Below are 13,224 nucleotides of genomic sequence, written 5' to 3' on the forward strand. Positions count from 1 at the left end.
TTAGTATATGGAGAACCATATGGATGATTATATTATTGAGATGTCAGGCATTACAAAAGAATTTCCCGGCATTATTGCCAATGACAATATTACCCTTCAGCTGAGAAAAGGGGAGATACATGCCCTGTTAGGTGAAAACGGAGCAGGTAAGTCCACGCTGATGAGTGTATTGTTCGGGCTTTATCAGCCGGAAAAAGGAAGCATAAAGGTCAGGGGCAGGGAAGTGAAAATCAAGGGGCCGCTGGACGCCAATGCCCTGGGGATTGGTATGGTCCACCAGCATTTTAAGCTGGTGCATAATTTTACCGTGCTGCAGAATATTGTTCTGGGCATGGAGACTGTCAAGCACGGCTTTTTAAAGATGGATGATGCAAGGAAAAAGGTGATAGAACTGAGCCAACGGTACGGGCTTTATATTGATCCGGACGCCCTGATCGAAGACATCACCGTGGGCATGCAGCAGAGGGTGGAGATCCTCAAAATGCTGTACAGGGACAATGAAATCATGATCTTTGATGAGCCCACTGCGGTGCTGACGCCCCAGGAGATAGACGAACTTATGCAGATCATGCGCAGTCTGGTGGCAGAGGGGAAATCCATCCTGTTCATTACCCATAAACTGGAAGAAATCAAGGCGGTAGCTGACCGGTGCTCGGTGCTGCGCCGTGGAAAATATATCGGTACCGTGGAGGTGGATTCCATTTCCAAAGAGGAGATGTCGGAGATGATGGTGGGGCGAAAGGTGAGTCTCACCGTGGAAAAGACCGAGGCAAAGCCGGACCGGACCGTTCTGGAAGTGGAGCATCTGTCCGTCCAGTCCAGCATGGAAGGTCACGCCAAGCTCCTTGTAAATGACGTAAGCTTCCGGGTGCAGAGGGGAGAAATCGTCTGTATTGCCGGGATTGACGGCAATGGTCAGGCTGAGCTGGTCCATGCCATTACAGGTCTGGGGACTATAAGCGCCGGCAAGGTCACATTAAACGGGGAGGACATTACAGGAAAGAGTATACGCCGGCGCAACACTCAGGGACTCAGCCACATTCCCGAGGACAGGCACAAGCACGGCCTGGTCCTGGATTATAATCTGGCATACAACCTGGTGCTGCAGCAGTATTTTGAGCCCGGATTCCAGCGTTGCGGCTTTCTGGACAATGAGGAGATCTACCGGTATGCGGACCGGCTGATCCAGGATTTTGACATCCGCAGCGGTGAAGGAGCGGACACCGTGACCCGCAGCATGTCGGGAGGAAACCAGCAAAAGGCCATTGTGGCCCGTGAGATTTCCAGGAAACATGACATCCTGCTGGCCGTACAGCCCACCAGGGGACTGGACGTGGGCGCCATTGAGTACATCCACAGGGAATTGGTAAAACAGAGGGACGCGGGGACCGCCATCCTTCTCATATCCCTGGAGCTGGAGGAGGTCATGAACCTGAGTGACCGCATCCTTGTGATGTTTGAGGGAGCCATTGTGGCGGATCTGAATCCCCATGAAGTCACGGTCCAGGAACTGGGATTGTATATGGCAGGCGCCAAGCGGCAGAGCGAAGCGGACAGAGAAGCGCACAAAGAGGCGGACGGAGAGGCAGGTGACACGTAATGAGCAAAGGTAAAAGATCGGGTAAACAGGATCATGTGGGTGTGCTGTCATCTGTATTTGCCATTATCATCGGTTTGCTGGTGGGACTCATCATACTTTTGATCTGCAATCCATCCCAGGCGTTTCCGGGATTCATTACCATTCTGACAGGCGCCTTCACCCATGGGTTAAAGGGCGTTGGGCAGGTGTTTTATTATGCCACCCCCATAATCCTCACCGGACTTTCCGTGGGATTTGCATTTAAGACTGGCCTGTTTAATATCGGGACTCCGGGACAATTCATAGTGGGAGCCTTTGCTGCTGTGTATGTGGGGATCATGTGCGGCGGACTGGGACCTGTCCATTGGATCGCAGCCCTGTTTGCGGCAGTGCTGGGAGGCGCGGTCTGGGGATTGGTTCCTGGATTGTTAAAGGCATACTTTAATGTAAACGAGGTCATCGCCTCCATTATGATGAACTATATCGGAATGTACATGGTCAACTGGATTACAAAAAGCTATAAGCCGTTGTTTAATAACCTGCGCAATGAGTCCAAGAATGTGGCGGTCACGGCCCAGATCCCCAAGATGGGGATGGATAAGCTGTTTCCTGAGTCCAGCGTCAACGGGGGAATCCTGATTGCCATTGCCACCGTGCTTTTGATCTGGATCATTCTCAATAAGACTACCTTTGGCTTTGAACTGAAGGCAGTGGGCTTTAACCGTGACGCCAGCAAATACGCGGGGATCAATGAGAAAAAGAGTATTGTCATGAGTATGGTGATCGCAGGAGCCATTGCGGGAATGGCGGGCGGACTGCTGTACCTGGCCGGTACGGGAAAACATATTGAAATTAAGGATGTCCTGGCTTCCGAAGGATTTACGGGAATATCAGTAGCCCTTTTGGGACTGAGCCATCCCATTGGAGTACTTTTTTCAGGGCTGTTTATCGCATATCTGACAGCGGGAGGATTTTATCTGCAGCTCTTTGAATTTTCCACGGAGATCATTGATATCATTGTGGCAGTGATCATTTACTTCAGTGCCTTTGCACTGATCGTAAAGACCATCCTGAGCCGGATCCACAGGGACCGGGAGAAAGGGGGCGGGCAGGCATGAGTGTGATCTATTTTATTTTCCAGCAGACCATGCTGTTTACCATTCCGCTGATGATCGTGGCTTTGGGCGGTATGTTCTCCGAGCGGAGCGGCGTTGTGAACATTGCCCTGGAGGGAATCATGACCATGGGGGCATTTACGGGGATCCTGTTTCTGAACCTGACCGGGGGAAGGATGAGCGGTCAGGCGCAGCTGCTTCTGGCCATCCTCATATCCACGGCCACCGGGGCGGCATTTGCCTTTTTCCATGCTTATGCATCCATTAACATGAAGGCTAACCAGACCATCAGCGGCACGGCCCTTAATATGTTTGCGCCGGCCTTTGCCATCTTTGTGGCAAGGGTGATCCAGGGGGTGCAGCAGATCCAGTTCAGCAACACCTTCCGGATTGAATCCGTACCCCTGTTGGGAAAGATCCCGTTTTTTGGGCCGCTGCTGTTCCAGAATACCTATATCACCACCTACCTGGGGATCCTGATCCTGGTCGTGTCCACGCTGGTGCTGTACAAAACCAGGTTTGGGCTTCGGCTGCGCTCCTGCGGGGAGCATCCCCAGGCAGCTGATGCGGCCGGCATTAATGTGTACAGGATGCAGTACGCGGGGGTGCTGATCTCCGGTATGCTTGGCGGACTTGGCGGGCTGGTGTTTGTGGTCCCCACTTCCACGAATTTTAATGCCGATGTGGCGGGATATGGATTCCTGGCCCTGGCCGTGCTGATCTTTGGCCAGTGGAAACCGGTAAAGATCATGTGGGCATCACTGTTTTTTGGTCTGATGAAGGCAGTGGCGGCAGCGTATTCAGGGATCCCCTTCCTGGCAGCCACCGGAATCCCCAGCTATGTGTATAAGATGATCCCTTACCTGGCAACCCTGGTGGTCCTGGTATTCACATCTAAAAATTCCCAGGCCCCAAGGGCCTCTGGCATTCCCTATGACAAGGGGCAGAGGTAAGATCTAAGAGATAAGATCTATAGAGACAAGGGGTAAATGTATGAACCTGTCACTGTTCACAGAGGGCTCACAGAGACAAGGGGGCTCTGGAGAATCCCCAGTTGATATTTGACCGATAATATGATAATATATGAAAGCGCCTTTGATTCAGGTGTGTTTTAGCACACCGTAAAGGCGCTTTAGGTTTATATTACGAAACGGGGGATTAAATATGGAACGCGAAAAGTTTTCATCCAGACTGGGTTTTATCCTGATATCAGCCGGATGTGCCATTGGTCTGGGAAATGTGTGGCGTTTCCCATATATCGTGGGAGAATACGGAGGCGCTGCATTTGTGCTGGTCTACCTGGTGTTCCTCCTGATCTTGGGACTGCCTATTGTGGTAATGGAATTTGCAGTGGGACGGGCCAGCCGGAAAAGTGCTGCTCTGTCATTTGATGTGCTGGAGCCAAAGGAGAGCAAGTGGCACCTGACCAAGTATATCGCCATGGCAGGAAACTACCTGTTAATGATGTTTTATACCACGGTTGGCGGATGGATGCTCCTTTACTTTTTTAAGATGATGAAAGGTGATTTTACCGGACTTGAGGCGGATGCGGTGGCAGGGGAGTTTGGATCCATGCTTGCAAACCCGGCCCTCATGGGCGGTTTTATGGTGGCGGTGGTATTCCTGTGCTTTGGCGTCTGCGCCATGGGGCTTCAAAAAGGCGTGGAGCGGATCACCAAGGTCATGATGTTATGTCTGCTTGTGCTTATGGTGGTATTGGCCGTTCATTCCATGATCCTTCCCGGAGGCGGCCCCGGCCTTAAATTTTACCTGATGCCTGATTTTGGCAAGATGGCGGAGGCAGGGATCGGCGAAGCTGTATTTGCCGCTCTGGGACAGTCCTTTTTTACACTGAGCATTGGAATTGGCGCGCTGGCCATATTCGGAAGCTATATTGGAAAAGAGAGGACTCTGACAGGTGAGGCGATCAGTGTTGCTCTGTTAGATACCCTGGTGGCGTTTATGGCCGGACTGATCATTTTCCCGGCATGCTTTGCTTACAACATTGAGTCCAAGGCAGGTCCGTCCCTGATCTTTATTACCCTTCCCAATGTATTTAACCATATGGCTGGCGGAAGGATATGGGGGACCCTGTTTTTCCTGTTTATGTCCTTTGCTGCATTTTCCACCATCATTGCAGTGTTCCAGAACATCATATCCTTTGCAACGGATCTGACGGGATGCACCATCAAAAAAGCAGTCATCTGCAATATTGTGGTCATCATCCTTTTATCGGTCCCCTGTGTATTGGGCTTTAACCTGTGGAGCGGCTTTGCGCCTCTGGGGGAGGGCAGCACGGTGCTTGATCTGGAGGATTTTATTCTCAGCAATAATCTTTTGCCCATTGGCAGTATGCTGTACCTTCTGTTCTGTACCAGCAGGTATGGATGGGGTTTTAAGAAATTTATGGCCGAGGCCAATGAGGGTGAGGGAATCAAGTTCCCGGCCTGGGCCAGGATTTACGTGAGTTATATCCTGCCCCTGATCGTGCTGGGCATCTTTATACAGGGATATGTATCAAAATTTATGGTGAAATAAGTTTTAATTCAGAGTCAGAAATAACAGACGATCAACAGGCAGCCTGGCCATGGAAGCGGTCAGGCTGCCTGTTTGTTTTTATAGTGGAGGAAAAAAGGGTATTTTTATGTATCTATCAGTAAATGTAAAATTAGCTTGACATTTAATGTAAAGCAGACTATACTAAAAATGTAAAGCATGATTTACATTTACGAAGCATAAAATGACAGTCAGGCAAGGGGTGATGTGATTGAAGACAAGGATACAGGAGCTGCGAAAGCAGAACAAGGTGACCCAGGAAGAGCTGGCGTCTGCCCTGGGAGTAACCAGGCAGACCATCATTTCCCTGGAGAATGGGAAGTATAACGCATCCCTTCAGCTGGCGTTTAAGATCGCCAGGTTTTTTGAGAAAAGCATTGAGGATATTTTTTTATATGAGGAGGAGGAATGACCATGTGGCTGAGTCAATTATTTATTGAGAATCCAATTAACTTTGAAAAGCGGTGCAGAAGCCGCATAATAACGGGAATCCTGTTTGCACTTTTAGGAGCGGCGGCCCTGGGGATGGCGTTTATATCCAAAAGTCATGTGTTTGTTTTGTATCTGGAACCGGGTTACCGGGAATACATCCCGGGATTCTACGGAGGAACCGGAGTGGGGCTGATGGCTGCGGGCATCATAACCGTGATGAGGAATATGCGGTATCTGAAGGACCCGGAGCTTAGAAAGGCCAGGAAGATCTATGAGACAGATGAGAGAAACCGCCTGTTGGGGCTGCGCTGCTGGGCCTACACCGGGTATACGGTGATGATCCTGCTCTATATCGGTATTCTGGTGAGCGGATTCATCAGCCTGACCGTATCCAGAACCCTGATGGCAGTGATCGCGTGCTATGGGGTGATCCTGGTGATATTCCGCCGGATGCTGCAGAAGGCCATGTAAACCATGGACGATCCGGTTTGCAGTAAAAAGGCCGGTATGAAATTTTTAGCAATATGGACAGAAAATCTGATAAAGCCTTTCCGTGCAGGACATACTAACCGTGGAAAACCGGAAAGGAGCAGAGCATATGACAACAAAGCAGTATCACATAGACGGAATGACCTGCGCGGCGTGCAGCAGTGCGGTGGAACGGGTCACAAGAAAACTTGGCGGAGTGGAGAGCAGTGATGTGAACCTGACCACGGGCCGTATGGTCATTACTTATGATGAGAGTAAGGTGACCCCGGACATGATCAGCGACAGGGTGGCAAAGGCCGGATTTGCCGCCAGTCTGATGGAGAAGGAGGACCTGACCGGGAAGGCGGAGGAAGAGGAGTGGCAAAGGCAGGAGAAACACCAGCAGGCCGCCAGGCGCCAGGTGGTGGTCGCGGTCTGCTTTGCCATCCCTCTGCTGTATATTTCCATGGGACATATGCTGCCCTTTACACTGCCCCTTCCCAGTATGATCGCCATGGATCAAAATCCCCTGAACTTTTCATTGGCACAGCTGATCCTCACAGTGCCCATCCTGATCTGCGGGCGCAAATTCTATGTGGTGGGTATCCGCTCCCTTTTAAAGGGAAACCCCAACATGGACTCCCTGGTGGCCATTGGAACAGGAAGCGCGTTTATTTACAGCCTTGTGATGACCCTGGGAGTACCGGACAACCATATGAGGGCCCATCAGCTCTACTACGAATCAGCGGCCGTGGTCGTAACACTTGTGATGCTGGGCAAGTATATGGAGACCAGAAGCAAGGGAAAGACGTCCGAAGCCATCCGCAAGCTGATGGAACTGGCGCCCGACACAGCCATTCTTTATGAAAATGGAGTGGAGCGTGAGGTGGAGACAGCGCAGGTGGGTGTGGGGCAGCACATACTGATCAAGCCGGGCAGCCGGATCCCGCTGGACGGTGTCCTTATCAACGGAAACAGCAGTGTGGACGAGTCCATGCTGACAGGGGAGAGCGTTCCGGTGGAAAAGCAGTCCGGTGACCGGGTGATCGGCGGAAGCATGAACTACAACGGGGCCATGGAGGTGGAAGTGACCCATGTGGGAAATGATACCACGCTTTCCAGAATCATCCGTATGATAGAGGATGCCCAGGGAAAGAAAGCACCCATTTCCAAGCTGGCCGACCAGGTGGCGGGTTACTTTGTGCCGGCAGTAATGGGCATCGCTGTGGTGGCCGCACTTTTGTGGTGGCTGGTGGGCGGCAAGGATCTGGCATTTGTGCTGACCATCTTTGTGGCGGTGCTGGTCATCGCCTGCCCCTGTGCCCTGGGGCTTGCCACACCCACTGCCATCATGGTGGGAACCGGGGTGGGAGCAGGACACGGAATCTTGATCAAGAGCGGCGAAGCGCTGGAAATATGTCATAAAGTGGACGCGGTGATTCTGGATAAAACAGGAACGATCACTGAGGGCAGGCCGAAGGTGACGGATGTGAGCGTGATCAGCAGTGCGGTGGTGGAACAGGTATGGAAGCTGGAAAGCGCGTTGGTGCCCGGAACCGTGCCTGCATCCGCTCCCGCAGACACCACCAAAGCAGCACCGCCGTCCGATGCTGAGAAGAAGGAACACCTGCTTTTCCTGGCAGCCTCCTGTGAGCAGATGTCGGAACATCCATTGGGCCAGGCCATTGTCCGGGCTGCCAGGGATAAGCAGATGGATCTGGTGATGCCGGAAGCATTTGAGAGTGTGACGGGAGCGGGCATTATTACCGCCTGGAAGGGATGGAAGGTGGCTGTGGGCAACCGCAGGCTGGTGGAACATCTGAATGTACCGGTATCCGAGGAAACAGGGAACCAGGCCGCGGAATTTGCGGGAATGGGAAAGACGCCCATGTATATTGTAATTGACGGCCGGCTGGCCGGGCTGATCTGTGTTGCGGATACCATCAAGGAAACAAGCGTGGCGGCCGTGGAAAAGATCAAAAGCCTGGGTGTCCAGGTCCACATGGTCACAGGCGATAATGAGAAAACGGCACGTTATATCGGAAAGCTGGCCCATGTGGATCACGTGGTGGCGGAAGTTCTGCCTGAGGACAAGGCTGATGTGGTAAACCGGTTGCAGAAAGAGGGAAAAACAGTTATGATGGTAGGTGACGGCATCAACGATGCGCCGGCCTTGGTCCAGGCGGACGTGGGATGCGCCATTGGAAACGGCAGCGATATTGCCCTGGAATCAGGTGATGTGGTGCTGATGAAATCCGATCTGATGGATGTGTACCGGGCCATTAAGCTCAGCAAAGCCACCATTCGCAATATCAGGCAGAACCTGTTCTGGGCTTTTTTCTATAATACGCTGGGGATCCCGGTGGCGGCCGGGCTGCTGTACCTGATGGGCGGCCCGCTGTTAAGCCCCATGCTTGGCGGATTTGCCATGTCCTTAAGCTCCGTGTGCGTGGTTGGAAACGCTTTGCGGCTTAAGAATCTGAAACTCTGATTGTAAAAACCAATGACAAAGGAAATGACACCCATGCAGTTTAACTCTTATCTCTTTATAATGATCTTTCTTCCGGCGGCCCTGACAGGGTATTTCGGATTGCACCACTTTGGTAAGGAGAGGGCGGCCAGAATGTTTCTGGCAGCCATGTCCTTACTGTTTTTTGCCTATGGGAACCCGTGGTATCTGGTGCTCCTTTTGATCAGTGCAGTGTTTAACTGGTGGATCTCACGTATGTTTTATAGAAGCGGGGCAAATGACGGCAACCGTCCTGCCCAAAGCCCCAGTTTTGGCAAAGCGCTTCTTACCATTGCAATTGCGGCCAATCTGGGCCTTTTATTCTATTATAAATATTTTAATTTTTTCATTGAAAACCTGAACCTGATCTTCCGTCAGGATCTGGTGCTGTCAAAAATCCTCCTGCCCGTGGGAATCAGCTTTTTTACCTTCCAGCAGATTGCATGGCTGGTGGACTCCTGGCGCGGTGAGACGGGAGAATACGGCTTTTTGGATTATGTTCTCTTTACGGTCTATTTTCCGAAGATCGCCATGGGTCCGATCCTGTTGCACAGGGAATTTATACCACAGCTTTGGGATGAATCCCGCAGGAACATGAATCCGGAACACATGTCCAAGGGACTGATGGTATTTGCAGTGGGCCTGTTTAAAAAAGTGATCCTGGCCGAGTTTTTTGCCAGTCCTGTCGCCTGGGGATATGCTCAGGTGGAAATGTTAAGCTCCACGGATGCATTTCTTGTAATGCTGGCCTACGCGTTCCAGCTGTATTTTGATTTCAGCGGCTACTGTGATATGGCAATGGGGATATCCCGGATGTTTAATCTGGAACTGCCCCCAAATTTCGATTCGCCCTACAAGGCGCTGTCGCCCGTGGATTTCTGGAAACGCTGGCATATGACGCTGACGCGTTTTCTGCGGACTTACATATATTTCCCCCTGGGGGGAAGCAGAAAGGGGACAGTGCGGACCTATGTGAATATCATGATTGTGTTTCTGGCCAGCGGCCTGTGGCACGGGGCCAACTGGACTTTTATCCTTTGGGGCGCACTGCACGGGGCGGCCCAGGCCCTTAACAGGGCCTTTGAGAAGCAGTGGAACCAGCTTCACACGGCATTCCAATGGATGGCAACCTTTCTGTTTGTGAATATGACCTGGGTCATATTCCGGGCGGACAGCATTTCCCAGGCAAAGCAGTTCCTTAAACAGCTGGTGCGGCTTGACAACATGCAGCTGAGTCCCGGATGGCTGGGAAGCTTTAAACTGGTAGAGCTGCCCCTGGCAATCCAGAGCCACAGGGTTTTTTGTGTAGTTTTAATTCATGCCATAGCCCTTTACCTGGTGATGAATACCAGGAATATGGGGGAAGCTGAACTTAAGCCCACCCTGTTAAGGAGTATAGGCACCGCGCTGCTTTTGGTGTGGTCGGTGATCTCACTTGCTGGGATCTCCACCTTTATCTATTTTCAATTTTAAAAAGAGCTACGGGAGAAAAGACATTGGATATGCGGACAGAGGACAAAACAGGCAAAGGCCGGGAAAAGACACAGACCGGTGAACCGGGGACACGCAAAAAAGCAGAGCAGGGGGGCTGGGGAAGGTGGCTTTGGGCTACGCTGGGAATATTTCTGGCAGGTCTGGTCCTGCTGGGGGGTATTGTAGTGGCTGTGGATCCATTTTTCCATTACCACAAACCCCTTCGGGGGCTGGCCTATTCCATTGACAGTGAGCGCTATCAGAATGACGGCATCAGCCGGCATTTTACATATGACGCGGTGCTGACAGGCACCTCTATGACGGAGAACTTTAAAGCGTCCCAGTTCGACCGGCTGTTTGGAGTGACCTCCATCAAGATACCATACGGAGGCGCATATTATAAAGAGGTGGATGAGGCGGTCAGGCGGGCTGTTTCCTATCATCCCCGGATCAAAATGGTGTTCAGGAGCCTGGATAAAAGCTTCCTCATGTATGACAAGGATGCCTGGAATACCACGGCGCCGGCGCCCGATTACTTAAATGACAGGAATCCCTGGAATGATGTGAATTACATATGGAACAAGGAAGTGATCTTTGGAAATGTGAGGGGCGTCTTTGCCAGGACCAGAGCGGGCGGGCGCACGACCACCTTTGACGAATACATGCACTGGGCTCCGGACAAGGAATGGGGAAGGGAGGCAGTGCTAAAAACATTTGATCGTCCTGACTCAGTCAAGGAGCCGGTTCCCTTTACCCAGGAGGACCGTGAACTGGTCCGGGAGAATGTGGAGCAGAATATCCTGGCCACGGCCAGGGCGAACCCGGACATTACCTTTTATTGTTTTATCCCGCCCTACAGCATTGCCTATTGGCACAGTGAGCTGATCGCAAAAGGCGAGTTTGAACGGCAGCTTTCCGCTCTCAGGCTTATGACGGACATGCTGACGGAGTGTGACAATATCCGGCTTTTTGGTTTTGACGACCAGTTCTCAATTATCTGTGATCTGGACAATTACATGGATGTCATCCACTACTCGGAAAAGGTGGGAGACCAGCTTCTGGAATGGATGGCAGCGGGAGAGCACCGGCTGACCAGGGAAAATAAAGAGGAATATTTTGATAGAATCACTGATTTCTATGCAAACTATGACTACAATGATATCTACTGATAAAATGACGACTGAAAAGGAGACTGAGATGAAGACGTTCAAATGCGAGGAAATGATGTGCGGGGGCTGTGTAAACAGGATAAAAAAAGGGCTGGATGCCGCTGATATTAAAAATAAGGTGGATCTGGATTCCAAGACAGTGACCATTGACGGATGCGGTTCCTGTGAGGCAAAAGCAGTGGAGATTTTGGACGGATTGGGTTTCTCGGCAGTGGAAGTATAATATTTTCAAAATTATTTTAAAAACTTTGACAATTTATGGTTGACATTCCAGCTTAATTGTATTATACTACCAAAGGTATCGAGGCGTGGCTCAGTTTGGTAGAGCGCTGCGTTCGGGACGCAGAGGCCGCGTGTTCGAATCACGTCGCCTCGATGTACCTTAAGGCCTGATGGTCAAGCGGCTAAGACGATGCCCTCTCACGGCGTAAACCCGGGTTCGATTCCCGGTCAGGTCATGATGATGAGGCTGTTGCTGATGCGACAGCCTCGTGTCATCTTGTTGGACAGTGAAAGCTGTTCGGATGCCACTGTAGCGCAGTTGGTAGCGCAACGCATTCGTAATGCGTGGGTCGCCGGTTCGAGTCCGGCCAGTGGCTTGATTAAAACCCCTGTGTTTACAGGGGTTTATTTAAATTTTAAAAGATTTTGAAGAGGCTTTTATAGCCTCTTTTTTGTTTTTCACATATCAGGACGTTATGACGAACAGGCCATATCTCAGCGCTTATACAATATTTATTGTCATGAGCAAAAGCCGTATGGCTTCTTTATATGCTTATTTGTTATGGTATTAGGGCAGTATTTACCATGTTTGACAGCAATAGGGAGGCATGTGGATTGTGTTTGAACGGATTTTAGTGATTGAAAGTGATTCCCAGGTGCAAAAGTACATGGGGTCTTTTCTTGAAAAGCATAAGTATCAATGCGTATTGACAGATAAGGGTAAGGTTGGCTGGTCTGTTTTAAGGAACAGTTCAATGGATCTGATTATCTTGGACATGATGCTGGAGGACTATGGGGCGCTGGAATTCATAAGGGATGTACGGAGTGTGTCACAGATACCTATTATTGCAACATCATTTATGAAAGGGGAGGATGCAATTGTGATCGAGGCATTGGAATGCGGTGCGGATGATTACATCAGGAAACCATTTGGCGAGGGAGAATTTCTTGCCAGGATAAGAGCAAGGTGCAGGCGCAGAATGCTGGTTGAGGACACACAGGAACAGCCCATATTCAAGATGAGATATCTGACCGTTGATTTCGGAAAGATGAGAGTCATTGTCCATGGCAGGAGTGTGCATTTGACGCCTACGGAATATAGGCTGCTGTCAGTCCTCATCAACAACAGAGGGCGCCTGATGACCTATGAAGACATTAACGATGCTGTGTGGGGGAAAAGCCTCAAAGTGGATATCCGGAAGATAAGGGTTTATATCGGGACAGTCCGAAAGAAAATAGATGACGACTATCAAAATCCACGTTTTATCCAAACTGTTGAAGGAGCGGGATACCGATTGGTAGAATAATGCTTTATGAAATATTTATAAGCAATAGGGGGAATCCCATTGGAATTTTTATATGGTTTGATGCTACAATACGAAAACAGTTGCAACGTATATGAAGGAGGAAATGTAAATGATGGATATTTGTATGGTTGGCACCATATTAGCCAGCTGCGTGCTGATGAAGCTGTTTGTGGACTGGTGTGAATCCCAGGTGGATCCAAAGGAGAAGCAGTAAGGCGGTTCAGGATTTTAAAGGACGGAATAAAAAAGGAGTGAGGAATCGTATGATTATCTTAGGGATCATCATTGCAGGAATGGCTGCATATCTGGTGTATGCGCTTGTGTATCCGGAAAAGCTGTAAGACAGGTGTACCCTCGGAGTCTCCGGGAGTGCACAACAGATTAAGAGGAGGAA

Annotated in this window: 12 protein-coding genes and 3 tRNA genes; all 15 read left to right on the top strand. The window is 50.5% G+C overall.

All coding sequences use genetic code 11. The annotated features are described in order from the left end of the window. Positions 1–19: 19 nt before the first annotated feature. Entirely contained in the window at positions 20–1,600 is a 1,581-nt protein-coding gene (locus tag CLFS41_RS13710) for an ABC transporter ATP-binding protein (protein WP_045092562.1), read from the top strand. Next, complete coding sequence (locus CLFS41_RS13715) at positions 1,600–2,697, top strand: ABC transporter permease (RefSeq protein ID WP_007857962.1); 1,098 nt, start codon at positions 1,600–1,602, stop codon at positions 2,695–2,697. Before CLFS41_RS13710 ends, CLFS41_RS13715 begins: the two co-directional genes overlap by 1 nt. Beyond that, on the top strand, positions 2,694–3,647 hold the full coding sequence (locus CLFS41_RS13720) for an ABC transporter permease (RefSeq protein ID WP_007857961.1): 954 nt from the start codon (positions 2,694–2,696) through the stop codon (positions 3,645–3,647). The genes CLFS41_RS13715 and CLFS41_RS13720 overlap by 4 nt, the downstream gene beginning before the upstream one ends. 211 nt (positions 3,648–3,858) lie before the next feature. Continuing rightward, a complete protein-coding gene (locus CLFS41_RS13725) occupies positions 3,859–5,232 on the top strand; it encodes a sodium-dependent transporter (protein ID WP_007857959.1) in 1,374 nt (457 codons plus the stop codon). Between the two features lie 229 nt (positions 5,233–5,461). Next, positions 5,462–5,662 (top strand): helix-turn-helix transcriptional regulator, encoded by a 201-nt coding sequence (locus CLFS41_RS13730; protein WP_007857957.1) that lies wholly within the window; start codon positions 5,462–5,464, stop codon positions 5,660–5,662. Positions 5,663–5,664: 2 nt separating this feature from the next. Beyond that, positions 5,665–6,153 carry a hypothetical protein gene (locus tag CLFS41_RS13735; protein WP_007857956.1) on the top strand — a complete coding sequence of 163 codons (489 nt, stop codon included), beginning with the start codon at positions 5,665–5,667 and terminating at the stop codon, positions 6,151–6,153. A 127-nt stretch (positions 6,154–6,280) separates the two neighbouring features. Next, positions 6,281–8,641: a heavy metal translocating P-type ATPase gene (locus CLFS41_RS13740; protein ID WP_045092563.1), complete on the top strand. Its 2,361-nt coding sequence runs from the start codon at positions 6,281–6,283 to the stop codon at positions 8,639–8,641. Between the two features lie 33 nt (positions 8,642–8,674). Beyond that, positions 8,675–10,132 (top strand): MBOAT family O-acyltransferase, encoded by a 1,458-nt coding sequence (locus tag CLFS41_RS13745; protein ID WP_045092564.1) that lies wholly within the window; start codon positions 8,675–8,677, stop codon positions 10,130–10,132. Positions 10,133–10,155: 23 nt separating this feature from the next. After that, positions 10,156–11,301, top strand: a complete 1,146-nt coding sequence (locus CLFS41_RS13750) for a hypothetical protein (protein WP_330376827.1) — start codon at positions 10,156–10,158, stop codon at positions 11,299–11,301. 28 nt (positions 11,302–11,329) lie between these two features. Next, positions 11,330–11,524 carry a heavy-metal-associated domain-containing protein gene (locus CLFS41_RS13755; protein ID WP_045092565.1) on the top strand — a complete coding sequence of 65 codons (195 nt, stop codon included), beginning with the start codon at positions 11,330–11,332 and terminating at the stop codon, positions 11,522–11,524. 79 nt (positions 11,525–11,603) lie between these two features. Further along, positions 11,604–11,677 (top strand) — tRNA-Pro (locus CLFS41_RS13760). A gap of 10 nt (positions 11,678–11,687) precedes the next feature. Continuing rightward, positions 11,688–11,759, top strand: a tRNA-Glu gene (locus CLFS41_RS13765). 68 nt (positions 11,760–11,827) lie between these two features. Beyond that, a tRNA-Thr gene (locus CLFS41_RS13770) sits at positions 11,828–11,900 on the top strand. Positions 11,901–12,140: 240 nt separating this feature from the next. Continuing rightward, positions 12,141–12,830: a response regulator transcription factor gene (locus CLFS41_RS13775; RefSeq protein ID WP_161797489.1), complete on the top strand. Its 690-nt coding sequence runs from the start codon at positions 12,141–12,143 to the stop codon at positions 12,828–12,830. A 251-nt stretch (positions 12,831–13,081) separates the two neighbouring features. Continuing rightward, positions 13,082–13,171, top strand: coding sequence for a K(+)-transporting ATPase subunit F (gene kdpF / locus CLFS41_RS29465; protein ID WP_082082584.1), 90 nt, complete (start codon positions 13,082–13,084; stop codon positions 13,169–13,171). The last annotated feature ends 53 nt before the right edge of the window (positions 13,172–13,224 follow it).

Origin of the sequence: Clostridium sp. FS41 (assembly GCF_000954015.1) — a bacterium.
In the GTDB taxonomy this organism is placed as follows: domain Bacteria; phylum Bacillota; class Clostridia; order Lachnospirales; family Lachnospiraceae; genus Enterocloster; species Enterocloster citroniae.